This window comes from Caproicibacterium argilliputei (assembly GCF_029211325.2).
Taxonomy (GTDB): domain Bacteria; phylum Bacillota; class Clostridia; order Oscillospirales; family Acutalibacteraceae; genus Caproicibacterium; species Caproicibacterium argilliputei.
Window position 1 is genome coordinate 2,257,366 of sequence record NZ_CP135996.1, and the last position, 24,133, is coordinate 2,281,498.

The 24,133-nt window shown below is 51.6% G+C and carries 21 protein-coding genes; 8 read left to right on the forward strand and 13 right to left on the reverse strand.

Annotated features, from left to right (window positions below):
• Nucleotides 1–133 precede the first annotated feature (133 nt).
• Entirely contained in the window at nt 134–2,521 is a 2,388-nt protein-coding gene (locus tag PXC00_RS10870) for a phosphoketolase family protein (protein WP_275845194.1), read from the reverse strand.
• A gap of 373 nt (nt 2,522–2,894) precedes the next feature.
• Here PXC00_RS10870 and PXC00_RS10875 point away from each other — a divergent pair, with 373 nt between their 5' ends.
• The 5 genes from PXC00_RS10875 to PXC00_RS10895 all read left to right on the forward strand — a co-directional run bounded on the left by PXC00_RS10875 (nt 2,895) and on the right by PXC00_RS10895 (nt 7,985).
• Nucleotides 2,895–3,569: a response regulator transcription factor gene (locus PXC00_RS10875; protein ID WP_275845127.1), complete on the forward strand. Its 675-nt coding sequence runs from the start codon at nt 2,895–2,897 to the stop codon at nt 3,567–3,569.
• Nucleotides 3,566–4,558, forward strand: coding sequence for a sensor histidine kinase (locus tag PXC00_RS10880; protein WP_275845128.1), 993 nt, complete (start codon nt 3,566–3,568; stop codon nt 4,556–4,558). Before PXC00_RS10875 ends, PXC00_RS10880 begins: the two co-directional genes overlap by 4 nt.
• Before the next feature lie 162 nt (nt 4,559–4,720).
• The gene (locus tag PXC00_RS10885) at nt 4,721–4,933 is read left to right on the forward strand and encodes a hypothetical protein (protein WP_316934958.1); all 213 of its coding nucleotides are present in this window, start codon (nt 4,721–4,723) and stop codon (nt 4,931–4,933) included.
• Between the two features lie 270 nt (nt 4,934–5,203).
• Nucleotides 5,204–5,971, forward strand: a complete 768-nt coding sequence (locus PXC00_RS10890; RefSeq protein WP_275845195.1) for an ABC transporter ATP-binding protein — start codon at nt 5,204–5,206, stop codon at nt 5,969–5,971.
• A complete protein-coding gene (locus PXC00_RS10895; protein ID WP_275845132.1) occupies nt 5,964–7,985 on the forward strand; it encodes an ABC transporter permease in 2,022 nt (673 codons plus the stop codon). Before PXC00_RS10890 ends, PXC00_RS10895 begins: the two co-directional genes overlap by 8 nt.
• A gap of 43 nt (nt 7,986–8,028) precedes the next feature.
• On the opposite strand, the gene PXC00_RS10900 is transcribed toward PXC00_RS10895, so the two are convergent.
• Complete coding sequence (locus tag PXC00_RS10900) at nt 8,029–8,808, reverse strand: type III pantothenate kinase (protein WP_275845133.1); 780 nt, start codon at nt 8,806–8,808, stop codon at nt 8,029–8,031.
• Between the two features lie 55 nt (nt 8,809–8,863).
• Entirely contained in the window at nt 8,864–9,511 is a 648-nt protein-coding gene (locus PXC00_RS10905) for an ECF transporter S component (protein WP_275845134.1), read from the reverse strand.
• 188 nt (nt 9,512–9,699) lie between these two features.
• Here PXC00_RS10905 and coaBC point away from each other — a divergent pair, with 188 nt between their 5' ends.
• On the forward strand, nt 9,700–10,902 hold the full coding sequence (gene coaBC / locus PXC00_RS10910) for a bifunctional phosphopantothenoylcysteine decarboxylase/phosphopantothenate--cysteine ligase CoaBC (RefSeq protein ID WP_275845135.1): 1,203 nt from the start codon (nt 9,700–9,702) through the stop codon (nt 10,900–10,902).
• Nucleotides 10,903–10,959: 57 nt separating this feature from the next.
• Nucleotides 10,960–11,292: a DUF1540 domain-containing protein gene (locus PXC00_RS10915; RefSeq protein ID WP_275845136.1), complete on the forward strand. Its 333-nt coding sequence runs from the start codon at nt 10,960–10,962 to the stop codon at nt 11,290–11,292.
• Between the two features lie 71 nt (nt 11,293–11,363).
• Here PXC00_RS10915 and PXC00_RS10920 read toward each other — a convergent pair whose 3' ends face one another.
• The 10 genes from PXC00_RS10920 to PXC00_RS10965 all read right to left on the reverse strand — a co-directional run bounded on the left by PXC00_RS10920 (nt 11,364) and on the right by PXC00_RS10965 (nt 22,782).
• Nucleotides 11,364–12,086: an NAD-dependent protein deacylase gene (locus PXC00_RS10920; protein ID WP_275845137.1), complete on the reverse strand. Its 723-nt coding sequence runs from the start codon at nt 12,084–12,086 to the stop codon at nt 11,364–11,366.
• A gap of 527 nt (nt 12,087–12,613) precedes the next feature.
• Nucleotides 12,614–13,552, reverse strand: coding sequence for an ATP-binding cassette domain-containing protein (locus PXC00_RS10925; RefSeq protein WP_275845138.1), 939 nt, complete (start codon nt 13,550–13,552; stop codon nt 12,614–12,616).
• 38 nt (nt 13,553–13,590) lie between these two features.
• Nucleotides 13,591–14,289, reverse strand: coding sequence for an ABC-2 family transporter protein (locus PXC00_RS10930; protein ID WP_316934959.1), 699 nt, complete (start codon nt 14,287–14,289; stop codon nt 13,591–13,593).
• Nucleotides 14,290–14,374: 85 nt separating this feature from the next.
• The gene (locus PXC00_RS10935) at nt 14,375–15,121 is read right to left on the reverse strand and encodes a hypothetical protein (RefSeq protein ID WP_275845140.1); all 747 of its coding nucleotides are present in this window, start codon (nt 15,119–15,121) and stop codon (nt 14,375–14,377) included.
• A 280-nt stretch (nt 15,122–15,401) separates the two neighbouring features.
• A complete protein-coding gene (locus PXC00_RS10940; protein WP_275845141.1) occupies nt 15,402–16,388 on the reverse strand; it encodes a hypothetical protein in 987 nt (328 codons plus the stop codon).
• A 16-nt stretch (nt 16,389–16,404) separates the two neighbouring features.
• Nucleotides 16,405–17,694, reverse strand: a complete 1,290-nt coding sequence (locus PXC00_RS10945) for an MBOAT family O-acyltransferase (RefSeq protein WP_316934961.1) — start codon at nt 17,692–17,694, stop codon at nt 16,405–16,407.
• 592 nt (nt 17,695–18,286) lie between these two features.
• Entirely contained in the window at nt 18,287–19,897 is a 1,611-nt protein-coding gene (locus PXC00_RS10950) for a sulfate adenylyltransferase subunit 1 (protein WP_275845143.1), read from the reverse strand.
• Nucleotides 19,897–20,793 carry a sulfate adenylyltransferase subunit CysD gene (gene cysD / locus PXC00_RS10955; protein ID WP_275845144.1) on the reverse strand — a complete coding sequence of 299 codons (897 nt, stop codon included), beginning with the start codon at nt 20,791–20,793 and terminating at the stop codon, nt 19,897–19,899. Before cysD ends, PXC00_RS10950 begins: the two co-directional genes overlap by 1 nt.
• 11 nt (nt 20,794–20,804) lie before the next feature.
• Nucleotides 20,805–21,119 carry a 4Fe-4S dicluster domain-containing protein gene (locus PXC00_RS10960; RefSeq protein ID WP_275845145.1) on the reverse strand — a complete coding sequence of 105 codons (315 nt, stop codon included), beginning with the start codon at nt 21,117–21,119 and terminating at the stop codon, nt 20,805–20,807.
• Nucleotides 21,103–22,782 carry an adenylyl-sulfate reductase subunit alpha gene (locus PXC00_RS10965; RefSeq protein ID WP_275845146.1) on the reverse strand — a complete coding sequence of 560 codons (1,680 nt, stop codon included), beginning with the start codon at nt 22,780–22,782 and terminating at the stop codon, nt 21,103–21,105. The genes PXC00_RS10960 and PXC00_RS10965 overlap by 17 nt, the downstream gene beginning before the upstream one ends.
• 249 nt (nt 22,783–23,031) lie before the next feature.
• Between PXC00_RS10965 and PXC00_RS10970 the strand changes: the two genes are divergently transcribed.
• Nucleotides 23,032–24,081 carry a LacI family DNA-binding transcriptional regulator gene (locus PXC00_RS10970; protein ID WP_275845147.1) on the forward strand — a complete coding sequence of 350 codons (1,050 nt, stop codon included), beginning with the start codon at nt 23,032–23,034 and terminating at the stop codon, nt 24,079–24,081.
• The last annotated feature ends 52 nt before the right edge of the window (nt 24,082–24,133 follow it).

Here is a 24,133-nt window from a genome sequence, read left to right on the forward strand (position 1 = left end):
CCGCCAAACAGAACCGCACCCCGCCTTGCCAAAGTTCACAAAGTGGGGTGCGGTTCTACATGTTTTCTATCGGAGTGCAAGATTCAGCGGCTGCCAAGGAATACCAGCCACAGTCCTTTTTTCGGAGCAGCGCTTACTTCTGTTCCGGCGTGTGCCACTTCCAGTCGCGAACCTCAGGGAGATCCTGACCGTAAGTGCTGATATATTGCTTATGCGCAACGAGGGTATCGTTCATCTTCTGGATGAGGTATGCCCCACGATTGCCAAGCTGCGGCAAGCGGTTGATGACATCCTTGACCAAATGGAAACGGTCGATCTCGTTTTGTACACGCATATCAAACGGAGTTGTAATGGTGCCCTCTTCGCGGTAGCCGCAGACGTGCAGGTTGCGGTTATGGCGATGGTAAGTCAGCTCATGAATGAGCGTCGGGTAGCCGTGGAACGCAAAGATAATCGGCTTATCGGTGGTGAAGAGTGCGTCGTAGTCCACGTCGGTAAGGCCGTGCGGATGCTTGGTGCTCGGCTCCAGCTTCATCAGGTCAACCACGTTGATTACGCGGATTTTCAGCTCCGGCAGGCTGTCACGCAGAATGGTGACTGCCGCCAGTGTTTCCAGCGTCGGGGTGTCGCCGCAGCACGCCATGACCACGTCAGGCTCTGCGTTCTGGTCGCTGCTTGCCCACTCCCAGATGCCGATGCCCTGGGTGCAGTGCTTGACAGCCTGCTCCATGGTCAGCCACTGGGGGCGCGGATGTTTGGAAGTAACCATAACGTTCACATAGTTCTTGCTGCGCACGCAGTGGTCAAACACAGACAGCAGGCAGTTCGTATCCGGCGGCAGGTACAGGCGCACAACATCCGCTTTCTTATTGGCAATATGGTCAAGGAAGCCGGGATCCTGATGGGTAAAGCCGTTGTGATCCTGCTGCCACACGTTGGAAGTCAGAATCAGGTTCAGGGAAGAAATCGGCTGGCGCCACGGCAATTGGTTGCAAACCTTGAGCCACTTCGCGTGCTGGGCAGCCATGCTGTCCACAATGCGGATAAACGCCTCATAGCTTGCAAAGAAACCATGACGGCCGGTCAGCAGGTAACCTTCCAGCCAGCCCTCGCACATATGCTCGCTGAGCATGGAATCCATCACGCGGCCGTCTGTTGCCAGGAATTCATCGTTGTCCAGATGTTTTGCGTTCCAGTCACGGTTCGTTTCCTCAAAGACCTTGTTCAAACGGTTCGACATCGTTTCGTCAGGCCCGAAGATACGGAAATTGCGGCTGGCTTTGTTGAGCTTGAAAATATCGCGGACAAAACCGCCCAGCTCAATCATATCCTGCTTTTCAACAGCGCCGGGTGCCGGCACATCCACCGCATAATCGCGGAAGTCGGGCAGGCGCAGGTCGTGCAGCAGCTTGCCGCCGTTGGCGTGCGGGTTGGAACCAATGCGATGCTCCCCAGTCGGCGCCAGTGCCTGCAGTTCCGGAACCAAGTGGCCGTTTTCGTCAAACAGCTCTTCCGGATGGTAGCTGTGCAGCCAGTCGCTCAGCTGCTGCAGATGCTCCGGAGCCTCCATGGTCATGGGCACCTGATGGGCACGGAATGTACCCTCAATCTGCTTGCCGTCCACCACTTTCGGGCCAGTCCAGCCCTTCGGGGTGCGCAGAACAATCATCGGCCACTGCGGGCGGGTTGCATCGCCGGTTTCACGGGCGTGCTTCTGAATCGCCTTGATCTCCTCAACAACCGTATCCAGTGTCTCCGCCATCTTGCGGTGCATGGTCATCGGGTCGTCGCCCTCGACAAAGTACGGCTTCCAGCCGCAGCCCTTGAAGAAGTTTTCCACTTCCTCGTGGGACATCCGGGAGAAGATGGTCGGGTTGCTGATTTTGTAGCCATTCAGGTGCAGAATCGGCAGCACAGCACCGTCGGAAACCGGATTGAGGAACTTGTTGGAGTGCCAGCTGGTGGCCAGCGGGCCTGTTTCCGCCTCGCCGTCGCCCACGATGCAGGCGGTAATCAAATCCGGGTTGTCAAACACAGAGCCGAACGCATGGGCAATGGAGTAGCCCAACTCGCCGCCCTCGTTGATGGAGCCGGGGGTTTCCGGCGCAACGTGGCTGGAAATTCCGCCGGGGAAAGAGAACTGCTTGAAGAGCTTTTTCATGCCTTCCTCATCCCGGCTGATGTTCGGGTAAACTTCGCTGTAAGTGCCCTCCAGGTACGTATTGGCTACGAAGAAGTTGCCTCCGTGGCCCGGACCGGAAATCAGGATCATGTCAAGGTCATACTTCTTAATGGCACGATTCAGGTGCACATAAACGAAGTTCTGCCCGGGCACAGTGCCCCAGTGGCCGACAATCTTTTTCTTGACGTCGTCCATGGTCAGCGGGCGCTTGAGCAGCGGATTGTCCAGCAGATACAGCTGACCTGCGCCAAGATAATTGGCAGCACGCCAGTATGCATCCATCTTTTTCAGATAGTCATCGGTCAGGGGCTGCTTTTCCACACACCCCTGGTCTTGCATGGCTTTTGTCATTTAGAATCAGTCTCTTTCTGTTAGAGTTGACCGATTGTCTGCATGGTCAGCAGGCAGCCTGCACTGACAAATTTTACAGTGTTTTGATGTGCTTTGCAACATTGGTACTGACAAATTCGCAAGTTTCAACAATACAAGTAGGTTGCTTGTTAATGATCAGGCATTGGTCATTTGTAATAAGCATATTCTGTTGTGAATTATTTGTCAATACTTTTCTGTGTTTTTTGCAAAATTGTATAGACATGTTTTTACTCCTGTACAAATTCTACTGCAAAATGCTGATAGAAAAGCGCCGACTGCTTTTCCGCAACAAATATGTTATAATCAATGTGGAAAAGAAAACAGAGAAAGGAGCCGGCAAATGTACAAAATTTTGATTGTTGAGGACGATGCCATTATTGCGTCTGCTGTGGCCAAGCACCTGAGCGGCTGGGGAATGCAGCCAAAGGCAGTGCGGGACTTTCACGCGGTTGATTTAGAATTTGCCGCCTTTGACCCGCAGCTGGTGCTGCTGGATCTTTCGCTTCCGTTTTACAATGGATTTCACTGGTGTGAACAAATCCGGCAAATCTCCAAGGTGCCCATCCTGTTTCTTTCCTCTGCGGCAGACAACATGAACATGGTCATGGCAATGAATCTGGGCGCGGATGATTTTATTGCGAAACCGTTTGACCTGAACGTTCTGACCGCAAAAATTCAGGCGGTGCTGCGGCGAACCTATGCTTTCGGCACGCCGGAGGATTTGCTGGCGTGCGGCGGCGCCATCCTGAACCTTTCGGAGGCAACCGTTACTTTTAACGAACAGAAAACCGCGCTTTCCAAAAACGAACTGAAAATTCTGCAGTCCCTGTTTGAAAGCGCCGGCAAAGTGGTGCGGCGTGAAGATTTAATGGCACGGCTGTGGGAAACGGACTGCTACATTGATGAAAACACGCTGACGGTCAACATCAATCGCCTGCGCCGCAAACTTGCTAAAATTGGCCTAAACGATTTAATCCTTACTAAAAAAGGTCTAGGATATCTGGTGAAATCATGAAACTTTTTCTCTCGTATCTGCGGATGCACAGCAAAACCATCGTTTATTTCACCGTGGTTCTACTGATTTTCTGCACCATTTTTGCACTATACAGTCTGCCGCTTGATGCGGTCGGTTACGCCGCGTTGCTGTGCGGCTTTATCGGTCTGCTGTTTCTGCTCCTTGATTTTCTGCACTTTCGGAAAAAGCACTTCGCCCTGCAGGACCTTACCGAACGGGTAAAGTACGGTTTGGATTGCCTGCCTGCGCCGAAATCGCCAGTTGAGAAGGACTATCAGACTCTGCTGCAAGCGCTGTACCGTACCGCCGCAGAAATGGCCGCCGAGCAGGACTGTTCCCGCCGGGAGATGGTGGAGTACTACACGCTGTGGGCGCATCAGATTAAGACGCCGATTGCCGCCATGCACATCCTGCTGCAGGATGATGAAAGCAGGGAACGCTCCGCGCTGACAGACTCGCTTTTTAAAATTGAGGAATATGTGGGCATGGTTCTGTCATATCTGCGTCTGGACAGTGAAACCAGCGACTTTGTGTTTAAACGGTATTCTCTGGACAGCATTCTGAAACAAGCGATTCACAAATACGCGCCGCTGTTCATCCGGCAAAAAATCGCCCTGCGGTATCAGCCGGTTGCCTATACGGTGCTTACCGATGAAAAGTGGCTTCTGTTTGTCGTGGAGCAGTTGCTTTCAAACGCGCTGAAATACACCAAATCCGGCGGCGTGGTAGAAATCCGCCTGCAGTCCCCCGACACTCTGGTCATCGCAGACACCGGCATCGGCATTGCGGCGGAGGATCTGCCGCGCATCGGACAAAAGGGGTTTACCGGCTACAACGGGCGCACGGATAAAAAGTCGACCGGTATCGGGCTGTATTTATGCAGGCGGGTTCTGGGCAAACTGTCGCACACCTTTTCTATTGAATCGGAAGTCGGCAAAGGTACAATCGTAAAAATTGGTCTGGAAAGCAACCATCTTCCCTTCGAATAGCGTGCGCGGGGAAGCCCCCGCTGGCGGTGTGCGCGGGGAAGCCCCCGCTGGCGATGTGCTGAAGTTCACGGAGCGTGCTTTCCTTTCTTTTACAGTCTGCGTCAACGTAAAGGCGGTGCTTCGAACAGGCTGCTTTCCGCCGCTCTTTCAGAAAGGAACGGAGTGTGGACAAAGCCTGCCGCGGGCGGTGTGCGCGGGGAAGCCCCCGCGGGCGGTGTGCTGAAGTTCACGGAGCGTGCTTTCCTTTCTTTTACAGTCTGCGTCAACGTAAAGGCGGTGCTTCGAACAGGTTATTTTCCGCCGTTCTTTGCGAAAGCGGCGGGGAAGTCCCCGCGGGCGGTGTGCGCGGGGAAGCCCCCGCTGGCGGTGTGCTGAAGTTCACGGAGCGTGCTTTCCTTTCTTTTACAGTCTGCGTCAACGTAAAGGCGGTGCTTCGAACAGGTTATTTTCCGCCGCTCTTTCAGGAAGTGGCGGGGTATGGTGGTGAAACCCGCCGCGACCTTTAATAAGAAGCAGGTTCCGGCTGCAAGCCTCCAACCTTACACAACTGTAAGATTGACCTGCAAAACGTAAGTTGATTCGATGGCAGGGCGCTTCTGCACTTGCTATACTGGAATCATCAACGAACGGGAGGTCATTCGCTACATGGCAATTTTAGAGGTCAGTAACCTGAAAAAAATTTATACCACCCGCCTGGGTGGAACACACGTAGAAGCGCTGCGCAATGTCACGTTTTCTGCAGAGCAGGGCGAGTACGTTGCCATCATGGGAGAAAGCGGCAGCGGCAAAACCACCCTGCTGAACATCCTTGCGGCACTGGATACCCCTACTTCCGGTCAGGTCATTCTGGACGGAAAGCGCCTGTCCGACTTAAAAGAAAAGGATTTATCCGCTTTCCGGCGGAACAACCTTGGCTTTGTTTTTCAGGACTTTAACCTGCTGGACACTTTCTCCCTGCAAGACAACATTTTTCTACCGCTGGTGCTGTCCGGAAAGGCATACCCCGAAATGAAAGAAAAGCTGGACCCCATCGCCGCCAAGCTGGGCCTGACAGAGCTTCTGCAAAAATATCCTTACGAAGTTTCCGGCGGACAGAAGCAGCGTGCCGCTGTGGCACGCGCCATCATCACCGAGCCCAAGCTGCTGCTGGCAGACGAACCCACCGGCGCACTGGATTCCCGCTCCGCCGACGGACTGCTGAAAGTCTTTGACAGCCTGAATGCCGCCGGGCAAACCGTCATCATGGTTACACACAGTGTCATGGCCGCCAGCCACGCACGCCGGGTACTGTTTATCCGCGACGGGGAAATCTTTCATCAAATTTACCGCAGCCGGAATACCGAGGAGGAAATGTTCGCGAAAATTTCCGATACCCTGACTCTGATTGCAACAGGCGGTGAAAAGAATGGGTAAGACCTTTTACGCAAAGCTCGCCGCACAGAATCTCAAGAAAAACAGCAAATTTTACATTCCGTACTTTACTGCAAGCTCCATCACCGCTGCAATGTTTTACATCATTTCGTTTCTGACGCACAACCCGGCTTTAGAGGACCACCAAACCCAAACCGTCTTTCTGCAAATGGGCACTTACATCATCGGTATTTTCGCCGTGATTATCTTGCTGTACATCAACAGCTTTCTCATGAAGCGGCGGCAAAAGGAAATTGGGCTTTACAACGTGCTCGGCATGGAAAAGCGGCACATCGGCCGCATTTTCGGTTGGGAAACGGTTTACTCCTACGGAATCACCATGCTCTGCGGTTTTGCTGTGGGTATTTTGCTGAGCAAGCTGTTTTTGCTGCTGCTTTACAAGCTGACCAATGTGACAGACGCATTCACCTTCTTTATCGACAGCACGGGAATTGCAGAGACGTTGATTCTGTTTGCGGGTATTTTCCTGCTGTTGCTGGTACTGAACCGCATTAAAATCCACCTTTCCAATCCGGTGGAACTGCTGCGCGGCGGCAATGTCGGTGAAAAAGAGCCGAAGGCAAACTGGTTTCTCGCGGTGCTGGGGCTTGTCCTGACCGGCATCGGCTACTACATTGCCCTGACCACCAACGAACCGATTGCCGCCATTCGGAATTTCTTTCTCGCTGTGGTTCTAGTGATTATCGGCACCTATTTTCTCTTTATTGCCGGCACAGTCGCCCTACTCAAGCTGCTGAAAAAGCACAAAAAATTCTATTACAAAACGAATCATTTTACGGCTGTTTCCGGCCTTTTATACCGGATGAAGCAAAACGCTGCCGGTCTGGCGAGCATCTGCATTCTGGCAACTATGGTCATTGTGATGATTTCTGCGACGGTTTCACTCAACATCGGCGCAAATGACGTACTGGACACCCAGTACCCATATGACTATACGGTCACCATGTACAACACCCCGAAAGTAGATGGGAAATCCTTTCAAAAAAAATTTAACAATGCCATCGCGTTTGATTCCCTTAGCAAAACCATCCGGGACGAACACGGAACCAGCTACCTATGCGTAGAAGCTTTTCCAACTGCAAACGGCAATTATCGGCTGCCGACCAGCACCGACGAATATTACAGCAGCAACTCCACCCATTTTTATTTTTTGACTGCGAAATCCTATCAGGAAGCGATGGGCGTGCCGCTTTCCCTGCAGAACGGTGAAGTTGCCGTCTACGATGCAAACCGCGCTTCGCTCCCCACCTCTTTTTCCATTTTGGGGCAGACCTTTCAGATTACCAAGCAGCTGTCCCGCACGCCTTTCAGCAAAAGCGCAGCCTTAGGCGATACATACATCATCGCTGTCAAAGACGAGCAGGTTCTGGACACGCTGCAGAAGGGGCAGGAAAAGGCCCTGCACGGTTTTGTGGATGCTTCGAGAACCGCATATGCCTACTCCCTTTCGTTTAATACCGACGGCACACCGGAACAGAAAATCAACCTGATGCACAGTGCTTTCTCCAGTATTTCGGAAATCACGCAGAGTAATAACGGCACTGTTTCCTCTTCTGTTGACTGTCGGCAAGATGCGGAAAATGCTTTTCACGAAATGTACGGCGGGATGCTGTTCCTCGGCTTGTTCCTTTCCATTCTGTTCCTAATGGCAACCGTGCTCATCATCTACTACAAGCAGATTTCTGAAGGCTATGAGGATGCGGACCGCTACCGGATTATGCGGCAGGTTGGCATGAGCCGCGCGGAGGTCAAAAAATCCATTCACAGCCAAATTCTGATTGTCTTTTTCCTGCCGCTGCTTGTGGCAGTCATTCACATGGCGGGGGTGTTCCGCTTTATGACGCTCCTGCTCAAGGCAATGTACTTGGGCAACGTACCGCTTTTTGCGCTGTGCACGGTCTGTACCGTTGCGGTGTTCGCAATCGTTTATACCTTGGTTTACAGTGCTACAACACGCACTTACTACAAAATTGTTTCTCCAGCCAAACAGGCATAAGAAAAGCAGCCGCCCGGATAAGTTTCCGTGCGGCTGTTTCTTTTTATGCCTTTATCGTTTTGGTATTCTTGCGGTACAGAATTAAAAGTCCTTTCAGCATGAGTGTATCGTCCAAAATGATGGAATGGCGGCACTGCGCCACGATGGTCGGCGCGACACCACCGGTTGCCACCACCGTAGCCTTTGCGCCCAATTCCTCCTCCGCGCGGTCAATCACGCCGTCAATCATGGCTGCGTGACCGTAAACCGCGCCGGAGCGCATACAGTCCTTGGTGTTCTGCCCAATCATCCGCTGCGGCGTGTCCAGATCCACATGGGAAAGCTGACTTGCGTTATTTGCCAGTGCATTTAAAGCCACCACCGGGCCGGACATGATCATGCCGCCGATGTAGCTGCCCTTTTCGTCAATAACAGAGAGCGTCGTTGCCGTGCCCATGTCAAAAATAAAAATCGGCTTGGGGTATGCAGCCAACGCCGCGACTGCGTCCACCACCAAATCCGCCCCCAGCGTTGCCGGATTATCCATTCGGATGTTAAGCCCGGTTTTCAGCCCGGAGCTGACAATCAGCGCAATTTTTCCCGTTACCAGGCGCACCGCCTCCTGCAGCGGCACCGACAGCGCCGGTACAACAGAAGAAATGATGGCGCCCTCCACCCCGTGCCGGTCAATGCCATGCAAATGGAACAGGTTGCGAATCATCAGGGCATATTCGTCGCTGGTTTTCTGGACATCCGTGGAAAGCCGCGCTGTGAAATACGTATATTCACTGTCCAAACAGCCCAGAACAATGTTTGTGTTGCCAACATCAATCGCTATAATCATAAAAACTCGCCTTTCTAAAAGAAACACGCACATCCGCTGTGCGCGTAAAAATCTGTCAAACTGTCCTATCCCTGTCCGGCTGTACTAGGCGCTGCAGCACGATGCCAAGCGCCGCCGTCAGAACGCCGGCCGCCACAGCCTCAATGCCGCCGTTAAACCCGACAATGCCCAGCAGGATTTCGGTCACGGCATCCGGCGCGATTCCCTTTGCCGCCGCGTACGCATCCCGAAACAGAAAGCCGATGAGCCCCATGACCAAAAGGGTATTCGTCAGAGAACCGGCAACACCGCTGACTGCAAGCGCCGCAGTGGTTTTTCGGCGGCCTTTCAGGCGTTTTTGCAGCCATTGATACACAAAATAGGGAAAAACCCCAACCAGAATCCGCGGCAGAAAACAGACAAGCAGCGCCACCGGTGTGCCTTGCGTCGTGCCCGGCAGCGGCACAAACGGCGAAAATGTAAAGGAAGTCAGCGCCGGTGCCATCGTGTTGTTCAGCAGACTGGTCAGTCCAAACAGCACCCCCAGGCCGGCGCCGTACCCCGGCCCCAGCAACACCGACCCCAAAATCACCGGAATGTGCAGGATGGTCAACTTAATAAACGGAAGTGGAATGTACCCCAGTGGTGTCAGCCCCATAATCAATGTGATGGCTGCAAACAGGGCCATGAGCGTAAAACGGTAGTACTTTGCATCTTTTTTCATCTTTCATTTCCTCCTGCTGCCGCTCTTTTGACAAGATGCAGCGCAAATTTGAACAAAACCCATTATAGCAGAAACCGCCTCAAAAGAAAATACTTTCCGATTCCTTTGCTGTCTTTCACCGGATTGTGCTATACTTTTAAAAAAGCACTCAAACCCGCAAGGCAGAAACATACAGGGAGGGCTGAACTTTGCTTCTTCAAAACAAAACCATACTTCTGGGCGTTACTGGCAGTATCGCCGCTTACAAGGCCGCCGCGCTCGCCAGCAAACTCACGCAGCAGGGCGCCGCTGTGCACACCCTTTTAACCAAAAGCGGCGCGCAGTTTGTAACCCCCGTCACCTTTGAGGGTGTCACCGGGCACAAATGCGTAACAGATACCTTTGACCGGAACTTTTCTTACAGCGTCGAGCACGTGGCACTCGCCAAACAGGCGGATCTGGTACTGGTAGCGCCCGCCACTGCCAACAGCATCGCCAAACTGGCAAATGGTCTGGCGGACGATATGCTGACCACCACCGTGCTGGCCTGCCGCTGTCCGAAGATGATTGCCCCCGCCATGAACACGGGAATGTATGAAAATCCCGTCACGCAGGAGAATCTGGACAAGCTGCGGCATTACGGCTGGACAGTTGTGGAGCCTGCCTGCGGTCGCCTGGCCTGCGGCGACACTGGCGCCGGAAAATTCCCGGAGCCTGCGGTGCTAGTCGAGTATGTGCTGCAGCAGCTTGCCGAGGAAAAGGACATGGCGGGCCTGCGCGTTTTGGTGACTGCCGGGCCAACGCAGGAGGCACTGGACCCCGTGCGTTTTCTCACCAATCATTCCACCGGAAAAATGGGGACTGCGCTTGCCGTAAATGCCGCCCGCCGCGGCGCGCAGGTCACTTTGGTCACCGGCCCCACCGCGCTGGAACCGCCGCCGTTTGTACACACGATTCCGGTTCGCTCCGCCGCTGAAATGTTTGACGCCGTTACAGCCGCCGCTCCGCAGCAAGATTTTTTGGCTTTTTCCGCCGCCGTTGCCGACTATCGTCCGGCACAGACCGCCACGGAAAAAATCAAAAAAAGCGCCGGCGCGCTGCCGGCCATCCCCTTGGCTCCCACAAAGGATATCCTGCAGTATGTGGGTGACCACAAGCTTTCGCATCAGCTGCTGTGCGGTTTTTCCATGGAAACGTGCGACCTGCTCGAAAATTCGAGAAAAAAACTTCAAAAAAAGCACGCGGATTTAATTGCCGCCAACAGCCTGAAAATAGAAGGAGCCGGATTCGGCGCCGACACCAACGTGCTAACACTGCTGACCAAAGACGGCGCCGAAGCGCTGCCAAAACTGAGCAAATATGAAGCGGCCGGCAGGATTTGGTCTGCTCTGCTGCATTTGCGCCGCACATAATCCTTTCTTTTTGACGCATTCTATTGTCATATCCAAAAATAAAAGAGGTGTATGACAATGACGAATCTGAAATGTTCCGTTACGGAATGCATCAACAACAGTTCCCGCAACTGCTGCCGCCCCGACATCATGGTTGGCGGCAAGTCAGCCTGCGGCTGTGAGCAAACCTGCTGTGCCGACTTTGAACAGAAAAGCGGCTCTGACAGTGCACAGAACAGTTGCGGCTGCTCCAGTCCCAATCCGCAGCTGCACATTCGCTGCGAAGCGGAAAAGTGTATTTACAACCAACAGGGCGAGTGCAGTGCAGATGATGTAGCGGTGCGCGGCTCTAACTGCCAGAATGCAACCTGTAAGTCTGAAACAGAATGCGGCACATTTAAAATGCGGTAAATCCGCTGAAAAAGGGCTGTTCTATGTCTTGTGAAAACGACACAGAACAGCCTTTTTGTAATGGACAGCCATCAGTTCACCTGAAGCTGCCCCAGCACCTCTCCCACCGGCGCGTGCAGCACCAGGTCTGCCTCGCTGTCCGCAGAAGTGGGCGTGCGGTTAATGAGCACCAGACGCCTGCCGCTGTAGTAGCGGATTAAGCCCGCCGCCGGATACACCACCAGCGAAGTTCCCGCCACAATCAGCATATCCGCGTGCTCAATGGCCTGCACGGCGGCCTCTAAAATCTCCTGGTTCAGCCCCTCCTCATACAGCACCACGTCCGGCTTGATAATTCCGCCGCAGGGGCACCGCGGGATTCCGATACTGTTCAGGACTGCCTCCTCCGGGTACTCCTTTCCGCACGATTCACAGAAATTGCGCAGAACACTGCCGTGCAGTTCCAGAACCTGCTTGCTGCCGGCTGCCTGATGCAGACCGTCTATGTTCTGCGTAACCACGGCGGTCAGCTTTCCTGCCCGCTCCAGCTCTGCCAGCTTTTTATGTGCGACATTCGGTTTAGCCTGCGGATAAAGCATCTTGTCCCGGTAAAAGTCAAAAAAAGCCGTTGTGTGCTGCCGGTAAAAGGTGTGGCTCAGCATGGTTTCCGGCGGATAGGGATACTTCTGGTTGTAAAGTCCGTCAGTGCTGCGAAAATCCGGAATTCCGCTTTCTGTGGAAACACCTGCCCCGCCGAAAAACACAACCTTGCTGCTTGCATCCAGCATTCTCTGCAATTGCGCAATCTGTTCCATGGCATTCCCTTCTTTCTGCCTTTATCTTAGCGCGTTTTGTCCGGAACAGCAAGACCCCCGCTTGTTTTCCGGTACCCGCCTGTGCTATACTGAACTCATCACAGACATAGGGAGGCGGGCGCATGGCAAAATTTCCGAAGCAGGCTGATAATATTCTGCACACCCTGCTCCTTACAATTGCACTTTTGATGACGTTCCTGGGGATTTTGTGGAAACTTCATCTCATCGGCTGACTCTTCGGAGCAAGAACGGGCAGCAAAAGATCTGATTGACCGGCTGCATACGGACAATCCGGCGCAGTGATTACCCGCCCGAATCAAGCTTGGTTCATTGACATCACTTATATCAAATTACGCCACGGATTTGTCTATCTGACCGCAATCATTCTTGGCGGTACGGGTCACGTAGCAAAACAATTTGAAAATATCAAGTTCATTAAATCTTGGTCTGCTTTTTATCTTGACAATCGAGCCACTATACCGCCGCGCTCCGGCTCCCGTAAGCTGGTCTTTAAAGCAGCAAGCGCATTATGCACCATGTTCCGCGTTTGCTGTGGAAACCAAATTCTCAATAACCTGTTCCAGTAAATTATCATCCGTTTTAATATTGCAGATTGTGTTAGAAGCTAAAATATCCTGTAGAATTTTCTGATATCCAATTTGCTTCGTATCGAAAAAAATCTGCTTTACGTTCTCCGCTTTGTCAGACAACTTCACCTGGCGCTGCAAACTCTCTGAGAGATGAAAGGAAGCATTTTGATAGGACACATTAATTTTTCGTTTTGAACAAAAATTTTGGGTAACTGCCTCCACGCGGCCCTGATACAAAGTTTCCCCGGAACTGATCAGCAGAAAATGGTCACACAGTTCCTCAATATCCGCAAGGTTATGCGACGTTAACAGAAAGGTGCAGGGATGGTTTCGTCGATAGACAAGCAGGGTTTCAATGATTTTTTTGCGCGTTAAAAAATCCAGCCCAAGAAAAGGCTCATCATAGATGAGAATCTGGGGCGTATGCAACAGGGAACCAACAATCTCCGCCTTGACCCTTTGCCCCAAACTCAAAGTTCTGAGTGGCTGTTTCCAATATGCTGATACGCAAAATGCCGCATCCAATTCTTCCAACCGATGTTTAAACGTTTCCGCCGGTATTTTATAGATGCTCTTCAGCATTTGATAGCTTTCACGGACAGGCACGTCCCACCACAAGGTCGGTTTCTGCCCCCATGTTACGCCGATTTCATACATCAGCTTTCTGCGATGTTTGTAAGTCTCCTTTCCATCTATTTCCACATGGCCTGTTTTCGGTTTGATAATCCCTAAAATGATTTTCAACAATGTCGATTTTCCGGCACCGTTAAAACCGACAAGGCCCCAAGCTTCTCCATCACACATTTTCGCAGAGAATCCACGGAACACGGGTGCTCCGCGGCTGTATCCATAGGTAATGTCATCAATTTCAATCATAGGCTCTGTTCCTCTTCCTCAGTTTTAAACAATGCAAGCTAATTATTGATACTCTGATAATGTCTTCTCCCCAGTGAGAACAGCAGCAGAGAAACCATAAACACAGAAAAGCTGACTGCCATAGAAAGAAAAAGGTACCTGCTTGTGTGCCAGCCAAGTAAAAGGTTCATCACCGGATAATAAATGCATAAACCAACTGGCAAGAGATATGTTAAGATAAATCTGATAGGATTTTTAAGCAAATGAATTGGGAAATACCCGGTTTGCGAAACCAGGTCAAACAAATAACCGATAAAAACATTTTCTCTCAAAGTAACCAATGTCAATGAAGCACGCAGGATAAAAAAAGCCAGATACATAAAAAATGCAGAAAAAATGATGAGGATCATTTCCGCAAAGTTTAGCGGCGAAAACAGGCGGAGCTTCTCGACTCCGTACAGTACCAAAGCGCATCCCTGCAGGATACCTGCCATCCGCCGTAAAAACAAATCGCTGGCAAACACTTGGCAAAGGATTCCTAATGGCCGAATATAAAATAAATCGAAATCTCCAGAAAAGACAATTTCCGAAAAGTTGTCGAATCCTCTGCCCACCATACGGGCAAGGTCATATGAAATCTGACTGATTCCATACAACACAGCAATCTGTCCAATCGAAAGATTCCCGATTCTTCCGAATCTCTCCAGCAGCAACGATAATGCAAAAAACGGAACGCTGGAATAGAAGAACCACACCATCAGTTCTGCCGCAAAATCCTTTTTATAAGAAATCTGCGAGTGAATACTCATTTTCCAATACTGCAAGAACAGTTTCATTCTCATGTTACCCACCATAAATATTCATTTTCGGCTCGACTGCTTTATAAATCACCTTGCCGGCTGCATAAGAGAAAACAATCCAGCCGCATTGCAGAATTAGGCCGTAAAGATCCGGCTTGTCATCTAGCAATACATGAATTGGAAAATCCACCATATACGAAAACGGAGTTTTATAGGCTACATCTGTAAACCATTTGGGCAAAAGGATCAGCGGGATCATCGAACCCGAAAAAATCCCGCTGACTGCTGTTAAAATGGCCTTTGAACTTTTATAGTTCCACAAGAGAAAGGTTAAGCTGAAAACATTTAACGTAAGCAGGATTGAAACGATCTGTGACAAAAGAAACGCGGTAAAAAATAAAAAAACCGAAGGCGCAGGCCTTCCGGCAACGATTAAAGCAAACAAAAGCAGCGGACTATTGCACAAAATAGAAAAGAACGTTTCACCAAGTTCCTCATAAAAGAACTGCACATACAGGGAAAGTGGATATTTATAATACTTTACAACGGTTCCTTTTTTGACAGTTTTACAAAAGATGGGGATTCGAGCGGTGGCGGCTGTCTGCTCCAGCAGGACCGCAAGGATTACATACTGCAGCAGGTAACTTTGTGAGTAACCGCTGTCTGGCAGCAGGCGATACAAAGAAAACATCACATAAATTGCCAAAACTGAAAAAATAGAATTTGCAGCGACGGAAGCTTTATAAAGTTTTATCTTACAAAACTGCATCCGCATAAAATGGAGCAGCATTGCTATCCCCCTCCCTGCACCGAAGAATTACGTTTGTATAAAAATCGCCGCGCAAAAATGACCTGCGCCAAGCTTCACATTGCCGCTTTCCAGACTGCTTCATACTTCCTGCGGCAAAGGGTGATGATTTTTCCCAATATTTTCTGGTTGTTTCAGTTTATCACATCTCTGCAGCATTAGCAAGATAAAGTCTACAATTCTCTCTGCTTTTTTCAGCGCCGAAAAGAATCCATCTTTCCCTGTGTAACGCCTCCCCAAAAAGGCATTCGCGAGCAGTCCGTTACGAAAGGTCAAACAGCTGTGAAGCATGAGTCTGCAGATATTTTCCCACGTATTCCGTTACCGTGTAGGCGCCGTTATAATTGACGTGTGATGCATTGTTCATCATCGTTGCAAAATCAAACCCCATCTGTTCCATCTGCTCCGGCCGGTTCAAATCTAGGAAAAGGACGCCTGCCGCGGCGGCCTCTTTCCGAATCTGATTGAGCTTCCCGGGAGCGTCACCCGCCCATTCCGTAAGCTCATCGCTGTCCATCTCACAGGGAAAGTTAATCAGCACAAGCTGAAAGTTCTCATCCTGCGCCAACTGGAAAAACTTTTGCAGATACGCTTCCTGCTTTTCTGCCAGCGGCGTGCAAACGGAATACGACCAATCGTCATAAGTCATTGCTTTGCCATATTGCTGCGCGCCTCCGGCAAAACCCAGCGCACCTGTGTACTCTCCTATGTAATCGCTCCACTCCTGCACCAGCTCCGCCGCATCGCTCCAGCGATCATGGTACAGCAAGAACGGAAAGAAATACGCTTTTCGGCTTTTGGGTGCTACTGAAGCTTGAATTGCCTCTATTTTGTTGCTGCTGAGTTTCATGGGATCCAAAACGCGATGTGCAAAACTCTCATCCCCGTAAGGAGAGCTGTTAAGCGCATAGTAAATATCAAGCACAACAACCTGCGGGCTTTGTCGCTTTAAAACTTCTTTCAGCAAATAATACGTTTCATAAAATTCCTGCCCACCGGTGGAAGTGTTATAAGACTTCACGCCGAACTCCTTTTCGAAATACTGGGGATTGATTGCGCCGCTCATGTGGCTGCCCCCGGCAAAAAGAAGGTCATAGCTGTTTTTCGCATCCGTATAAAGAATCCGCTTCAAGTCACGGTAATGCCCTTTATCCACCATGTACTCGTTTAAAAATGCCAGTCCAAAACAAAGGCAAAGTACCAGAGAAACAAGCCCCAGCACCCGGCGGGAAATTTTATGCTGCTTCACGCTTTCGGTTCCTCCTTTAAAACTTCGCATAAATAAATGACTGCGCACTGTAACCCGGCCCGTAAACCCCGCAAACGAGAACCACCCACAGAAGCACAAACACGCTGAGCCACTGCAGAACGCCGTGCAGCTGAAGCCACTTGGGATAAAGCGGTCCGCGGCTGTACTGCACCATTTCCAGCACAGCCATCAGTACAAGGCACCCGACCACCAACGCGAAACCGGCGATCCCATTGGCAAACTGGGCTGAAACAAGGCTTAAAAAGGATGTGTGCGCACTGTAAAACAGGCTTTTCACAATTCTGAGCGCTTTGCTGACGCTCTCTGCACGGAAAAATATCCAGGCAAAGTCCGCTAAGCCGAATGTAAACAGGGTACTCAAAAAAATGTGCAGCTTCCCTTTTGGGGAAAGGTGCAGTGCCGCGCATACGCGCGCTCTCAGCGGCGCCAAAATGCCGCCGAAAACCTGATAAATGCCGTGCAGCATTCCCCACAGGACAAAGTTCCAACTTGCCCCATGCCAAAAGCCGCTGACCGTAAAGGTTACCAACACATTGCCGTACTTCCGCAGTTTGGAACAGCGGCTGCCTCCCAGCGGGATATAAATATAATCCCGCAGCCACGTGGAGAACGAAATATGCCAACGCCGCCAGAACTCGCGCATACTTCTGGAAAGGTAAGGCATATCAAAATTTTCCGGCAGACGGAACCCAAACAACTCCGCCGCACCCAGCGCAATATCCGTGTATCCCGCAAAGTCCGTGTAAATTTCAAACGCATACAGCACGACCGCGCTCCACACAGGCAAGCCCGCGTACTTTTCCGGTGCGGCATAAAGCAGAGTCACCCAAGGCGAAATGCGGTTGGCAATCACCAGTTTTAAAAAGTACCCCCGAAGCATACGCAGGCAGGCATGTTTCACTTGACTGTATGTCACCATATGCTTCTGCCGGAACTGCGGCAGAAGCGCACCAGCTCTGCAGATGGGGCCGGACGTAACAGAGGGAAAGAAACTCATATACAGGAAATAAAACAAAAAATTTCGTTCCGCAGAAAGTTTCTGCTTATAAACATCCACCAGATACGACACTGCCTGCAGCGTGAAGAAGGAAATGCCAACCGGCAGCAGAAAATTCGGCGATTGGAGAGAAACCGAAATGGAGAAACGCCGCAGCAGGGATTGCATCGCAGCGGTGAAGAATGCCGCATACTTACAGACCAGCAGCGCAGCAACGGTCAGAATGATGCCACCCGCAAGCACCGCGCCTCTTTTTTTCTGGCATTTCTGCAGCCAAAGGCCGCCCAAGAAAGAAACCGCTGCAACGCCCAAAAGAATTGGAAAAGCTGCCGGCGTCCATGTCAGATAATAAAAGGCACACGCCGCCAAAAGGACATAGATGCCTAAGCGTTTGGGTAGCACGCGGTAAAGAAGCGCACAAGCCGGAACAAAGAAGAGATACTCTACAGAAAAAATAGAAATAGCCCCGTTCTCCTTTCCCTTGTACCAAGGTACAGAACAAGTTGGGAACGTCTCCCATGTGAAATCATTGCAGTGACAGTGAAACAATCCAATTAAAATTAGTATAGCATTTGTGTGAAGCGCGGTCAATTTCAAAACAAAAAAATTCGCAAAACTTCTGATTTTTGTTTTTGATATTAGGATAATATTCCAACAGGCACTCTCCTTTACAGAATCGAAAAAAAGCAGAGGAGACATTTTTCAGCTTGCAGGTATGCATAAAATTGGACACAAAAAAATCCAGAAAAATGGCTGATTTTCTGGATTTTTCTGCGTCAAAAGATTTTTTAGCAGCAACAAACGGGCAAACTTTTCGCCGAAAACGGCCGCTGGACTGCGGCGTTTCTGCAAAATTGCCATCCGTCAATCACATTGCCGGTTATGGACGTTCCGGCTTTCCAACGGTGATTTTACGGTACCTGCTGAAGCTCTGCGCGCAGCCAAGCTTCGCTTCGATGCCGTTTTCGTCAAGCAGGAGAACTGCTTCGTCATGGTTTCCAAAGCCTAAAAACACCCCTTTGCGAATTCTTGCAGTCATGCCGTCCGCTGCCAAATCGAAATCCGTCGGATAAGCAAACGCTTCCTGCTGCAGGGGCAGTTTCTCTCCCTTGCCGTATACAACCGGCTTTGCACGATAACGCAAAACGGTGTGCAGTTCTGCGTGATAGAAAAAGCGGTCAAATAAGTAAACCTGTATTTGTTTGGAGCCGTCACGCAGGAATACTCCTTCCCGCTGATTCTCCCCGATTTCTTCTACCACGCCGCAGGCAGAAGTCGCACAACTGACACGGTCAATGAGAATAAATGCGCCGGCTGTTCGATGTTTGCGGAATTCATCCAGCACGACCGGCTCGGAAAGCACCAGCTTGCAACGCGCAATTCCATTTTTAACAATGGTCTGTGCGGGCAGTTTTTTCCCGGTGTTCACATCGATTCGATAATCAATTTCTGTCACTGCAGCCGGCAGCATTTTGCTGCCCAGCTTTATCCACCAGGCGTTTCCGGGAACAAGCTCGCGGTCATCCATCCACAAAAGGGCCGCGGTAAATTCTTTCGCTGTTTTCAAATCCGCATTCCGCTCTAAAACGCAGCCGCGCGAGGCATCCACTTCGCGGTCAAGCTGCACCGTAACTGCCTGCCCCTGCTGTGCGCACTGCAGGTTCTGCTTTCCCGTCAAAATAGATTTTACCACTGCGGATTCGCCACTGGGCAGCACCGTCAAGGATTCCCCCACGGAAAGGGTTCCGCTTTCAACCTGCCCCTGCAAGCCGCGGAAGGTGTGGTCCGGCCGGCAGACCCGCTGCACCGGCATATAGAAGCCGCGTTCCGGTGTTCCCGACGAAACGTCCACGGTTTCCAAATGCTCCAGAAGCGTTTCGCCGCTGTACCACGGCATGGTCTCAGAGCGGCGCGTCACGTTGTCTCCTTCTGTCGCGGAAACCGGAATATAAACGGTATGAACCAGTTTCAGCTCCCCGCACAGTTTGTTGAGTTCCTGCACAATTTCCGCAAAACGGTTCTGGCTGTACTGTACAAGATCCATTTTGTTAACCGCAAATACAAAATAGGAAATTCCCATCAGCGCACAGATACGCGCATGGCGCCGGGTCTGCGCCAAAACCCCCTGCGAAGCATCCACCAGAATGACCGCCAAGTCTGCAAAGGAGGCGCCCACCGCCATATTGCGTGTATACTCCTCATGACCGGGCGTATCCGCCACGATGAAGCTGCGACGCTCTGTTGTAAAGTAGCGGTAGGCTACATCAATGGTAATCCCCTGCTCTCGTTCCGCCATTAAGCCGTCCAGCAGCAGGGAATAATCAATCGCGCCGCCGCGGCTGCCGACCTGACTGTCCAGCAAAAGCGCCTGCTCCTGATCTGCGTACAGCAGCTTTGCATCATACAGGATATGACCAATCAGTGTGGACTTGCCGTCGTCCACACTGCCGCAGGTGATAAATTTTAAAAGTCCGTTTTCCAAGTTATTCATTAGAAATATCCCTCCCGCTTGCGCCGTTCCATACTGCCGTTTGCTTCTTTGTCAATCATCCGGCTGGTCCGCTCAGAAGTCACCGCTGAAAGTGTTTCGGCAATCACCTTATCCAGTGTATCCGCGTCCGATTCCATTCCGCCGGTCAGCGGGTAGCAGCCCAGCGTGCGAAAGCGCACCTTTTTCATCTGCGGCTTTTCGCCGGGCAGCAGCCGCATCCGGTCGTCATCCACCATAATGATGGCTCCGTCACGGTACACAACCGGCCGCTCTGCCGCAAAATACAGGGGGACAATTTCGATATTTTCCCGCCGGATGTACTGCCAGATATCTTTTTCCGTCCAATTGGAAATAGGAAATACCCGCATACTCTCCCCTTTATGAAGCTGGGTGTTGTACAGCTTCCACATTTCGGGTCGCTGGTTTTTCGGGTCCCAAGCCTGATGCTCGTTACGAAAGGAAAAGATGCGCTCTTTTGCACGGGATTTTTCTTCGTCACGCCGCCCTCCGCCAAAAGCAGCCGTAAAGTGGTACTGTGTCAGCGCCTCTTTCAGCGCCTGTGTTTTCATGATGTCTGTATAAGCTGCACCGTAATCAAAGGGATTGACCCCTGCGGCGATAGCCTTTTCATTGCGGTGTACCAGCATTTGAATACCAAGCTCTTTGGCACGCCGGTCCCGAAACGCAATCATCTCATGAAACTTCCATCCCGTATCAATATGCAAAAACGGGAAAGGCGGTTTTTCGGGGTAAAAGGCTTTAAGGGCCAGGTGCAGCATCACAGAGGAATCCTTACCAATGGAATAGAGCATAACGGGACGCTCACACTCCGCCGCAACCTCGCGAAAAATATAAATTGCCTCCGCTTCTAACTGATCCAAATGAGAAAGTGGCACGGAAATCACTCCTAATATTGATTTGCATTGCGGCTGTCCACCACAATGGTTTTTGTACTTCCGTCAGGCATAGACACCATCCAGTGAAGCCGGGTACCCTCTCTGCGGACGGTCATCTTTCCGCCCAGGCCGCCCATGTCTTCGCCCAGATACAGCGCCGCCGCCTGCGTGGGACATTCTTTGATGCAGCACGTGCAGCCCCAGCACCGCTCCGGATGCGGAAGGAACGCTTTGCCCGCCTCATTCAGACGCAGCAGGCTTCCGGGGCACACCCTGCAGCACCGGCCGCATCCGATACAGCGTTTCTGGTTAATGGAAATGCTCATATCTATCCTGCTCCTTCACCAGTGGTCTGAAAACCATCTCCAGCTTTCCGTTTTTCATGCGTGAATTCACATAAAGATCCCACGCAGGGTCTTGCTGCGGATAGTCCGTATACTCGGCAAAGCTGTGCCACCGCGTTTCGCGCCGCGCCCTTAAATGCGCAATCACGGCGCGGCAGAGCGTCAGGCGGTCCAGTAGTTCCAAAATATAAACGACCTCCTGCGGTTCGGCGGCTTTCAGCCCTTTTGCCCTCTGCTGCAGCTCGCCAATCCGCTTGTCTGCGGTTTGCAGGGACGCTTCCGAAAAGCGATACTGTGTTTGAATACCGCCGGCATATTCGTCCATCACTGCCTGCATGGCTTCCTCCAGCGCATCGGTTTCCGCTGATGCGCCGCGCGAATCAAACAAGGAGGCAATCCAGTCCTTTTTCGCCTGCACCTCCTGTGCGTCCGGCAAAACTTGCGGCTCGGTCAAAGAAGCCGCCGCCGCTTTTGCGGAAATTTCCCCCTCCGCAAAAGCACCCGTTACATATTTCTGCGGACATCCGCCTGCCACATCTCCCGCCGCGAACAGACCTCTTAAAGTGGTCTGCCGGTCGGTGTCCACCCAGTAACCGCTGGCGGTATGCCCGCCAACAATGTAAGGCTCCGTACCTTCAATTTCCACATTGCGCAAACGCGGCGTCTGCCCGCTTTCCAGCCAGCGCAGGGTCTGACCGGGTGCCATGTTCAGGTATGCTTTCTGCAGATCCAAATCCTGCTGTGCGGAAATTCCCTCCGTGCGCAGGCAGCAGGGGCCTCGTCCCGCAAGGTTTTCCTGCACCGTACCGTAAACCCGCTGGGAAGTGGTAAGCCCGTAGTGCTGCTCGTAAACTTCTCCAAGTGCATTGATCTGTTTAGCGCCCACGCCCTGTGCCAGTGTGCCGGTCGGAGCGATGGTATCCTTTACGCGCAGTGCAATAAAGCGCATTTCCAGCGTTGTCATTTCCGCACCGGCACGAATGCCCATGGCATACCCCGCGCCGGTATTAAACGGCGGGTACCACATTTTGTGTCGGGAAAATCCGGGATGGTTCGGTCGGTAAAGACCGGAAGCGCCGCCCGTAGCACACAGCACTGCTTTGGCAGACAGCACATACAAAACCGGCTCTTTGACTCCCACCGCATAGGCACCCCACACCCTGCCGTCTTTCACAATATAGTCAAACACATTGACCTCATTGAGCACCGTAACCTGTGTTTGTGCCGCCACCGCCCGCGCCAAAAGGGGTTTGATGTTTTCCCCGTTTATTTTAATGTTGCGGGTACCGCGTGCCACATACTTCCCGTTCCGGTCTTTGAGGATGGTCAGTCCGAGGGATTCCAGTGTGCTGACGGTGCGATTCAAACCCTCTGCCATGGTGCGCAGCAAATCCCCGCGTACAATTCCCTCCGCGTCCTGCCTTGCATAGTCAACGTAATCCTGCGGTGTCTTGCCCGCAGTGATATAAGCGTTCAATGCATTGACACCTGCCGCCAAACAGCCGCTGCGCTGGATATTCGCTTTTTCCGCAAGAAGGACACGGCCTTTTGTATGCTTACAAAAGGTTAACGCGGCGTAGCATCCTGCCGCGCCGCCGCCCACAATTAAAAAGTCCGTATCCATCCATTTCACAGCCAAATCCATGTCATCACCTTCTTTACATAGTAATCATATATGATATAGAATATTATAGACACCGGCAGAGAAAAACACCAGCGAAATTTCCGCAAACGTTACACACACCTGTGCACACCTGCCAAAAAACAACGCAAACGTTTTCTGTATTTTCACTTGAAGTCCTGCATGGGAAAGGCGTATGATATAAATCATATAAAACATATAAAATATATATACTTTGTAATCGCTGCACACCCATTGACAGGAGGGAGTCACTTGACACTGAAAGAAATCGCATCTTTGGCCGGCGTATCCGTTTCCACTGTTTCGCGAATTATCAATTCTCCTGACAACAGCTTCGCCCGCAAAGAAGTGCGCGACCAGGTTTGGAAAATCATCAAGGAAACTGGCTACACACCCAACCTGCACGCCCGCGCCCTGAAGTGCGGAAAGCTTCCCGCCGTGTCTGCCCCCGCAGGCTCCATTGCCTGCATCTTGGGCAGAAGCGAATGTTTGGAGGAAAACCCTTTTTTCGAGCAGCTTGCCCGCACCATTGAGCAGCAGGCTCTGGCATACGGCTTCCCGGTACGGCTTTCCTACTCCCTGCTAGATGTGCAGGACTCCGTTCCTGAAAAAATCCGGCATACAAAAACGGACGGCGCCATCGTGCTCGGGCGATTCAGAAGCGACTCCATCCGATTTCTGGAGCACCAGTATAAAAACTTCGTCTACGTGGGGCGCAGCGCCATTCCCGTAAAGTGCGACCAGATTCTCTGTGACGGCTACGAAGCCGCGCAGACCGCCATTGCCTACCTGCTGCACTGCGGGCATCGAAAAATCGGTTATATCGGTGAAACACATCACGAAGTTCGCTACTGCGCGTATTTGGATATGCTGCAGGAAAGCGGGCTGGAAGTTTCTCCCCAATGGATCTGCGACTGCCCACAAAACGCAGCGGGCGGTTATTTGGGTGCCAATCAGCTTTTAAAGCACGGGCACCTGCCGACTGCAGTCTTCTGCGCGGCGGATGTAACCGCCATCGCCGCTTTGCACCGCTTTGCAGCAGCAAAGATCAAAGTGCCGGAACAGCTTTCAATCATCAGCTTAGACAACATCGACCTTTCCGGCTATGCATCTCCGATGCTGACAACCGTCAGTATGCCCGCGTCGGAAATGGGGCGTCTGGCTGTGAAAACGCTGATTGACCGCATTGAAAAGAAGCACACGCTTCCACTGCGCACGTTTCTGCCAAGCAGCTTAATGATTCGAAAAAGCGTCGTTCAGCAGTGCTGCGACCCAATTTCGCAGAAAGAGGTTGTTGTCTGAGCCGCCGGAAGCGAGAGGGGTGCCGTTTCGTTTTCAAAAAGTGCCAACGTCT

Coding starts and splice junctions, on each gene's coding strand:
- PXC00_RS10870 (WP_275845194.1), bottom strand. CDS start 2,521: ATGCAAGACCAGGGGTGTGTGGAAAAGCAGCCCCTGACCGATGACTAT.
- PXC00_RS10875 (WP_275845127.1), top strand. CDS start 2,895: ATGTACAAAATTTTGATTGTTGAGGACGATGCCATTATTGCGTCTGCT.
- PXC00_RS10880 (WP_275845128.1), top strand. CDS start 3,566: ATGAAACTTTTTCTCTCGTATCTGCGGATGCACAGCAAAACCATCGTT.
- PXC00_RS10890 (WP_275845195.1), top strand. CDS start 5,204: ATGGCAATTTTAGAGGTCAGTAACCTGAAAAAAATTTATACCACCCGC.
- PXC00_RS10895 (WP_275845132.1), top strand. CDS start 5,964: ATGGGTAAGACCTTTTACGCAAAGCTCGCCGCACAGAATCTCAAGAAA.
- PXC00_RS10900 (WP_275845133.1), bottom strand. CDS start 8,808: ATGATTATAGCGATTGATGTTGGCAACACAAACATTGTTCTGGGCTGT.
- PXC00_RS10905 (WP_275845134.1), bottom strand. CDS start 9,511: ATGAAAAAAGATGCAAAGTACTACCGTTTTACGCTCATGGCCCTGTTT.
- PXC00_RS10915 (WP_275845136.1), top strand. CDS start 10,960: ATGACGAATCTGAAATGTTCCGTTACGGAATGCATCAACAACAGTTCC.
- PXC00_RS10920 (WP_275845137.1), bottom strand. CDS start 12,086: ATGGAACAGATTGCGCAATTGCAGAGAATGCTGGATGCAAGCAGCAAG.
- PXC00_RS10925 (WP_275845138.1), bottom strand. CDS start 13,552: ATGATTGAAATTGATGACATTACCTATGGATACAGCCGCGGAGCACCC.
- PXC00_RS10930 (WP_316934959.1), bottom strand. CDS start 14,289: ATGGTGTGGTTCTTCTATTCCAGCGTTCCGTTTTTTGCATTATCGTTG.
- PXC00_RS10935 (WP_275845140.1), bottom strand. CDS start 15,121: ATGCTGCTCCATTTTATGCGGATGCAGTTTTGTAAGATAAAACTTTAT.
- PXC00_RS10950 (WP_275845143.1), bottom strand. CDS start 19,897: ATGAATAACTTGGAAAACGGACTTTTAAAATTTATCACCTGCGGCAGT.
- PXC00_RS10960 (WP_275845145.1), bottom strand. CDS start 21,119: ATGAGCATTTCCATTAACCAGAAACGCTGTATCGGATGCGGCCGGTGC.
- PXC00_RS10965 (WP_275845146.1), bottom strand. CDS start 22,782: ATGGATTTGGCTGTGAAATGGATGGATACGGACTTTTTAATTGTGGGC.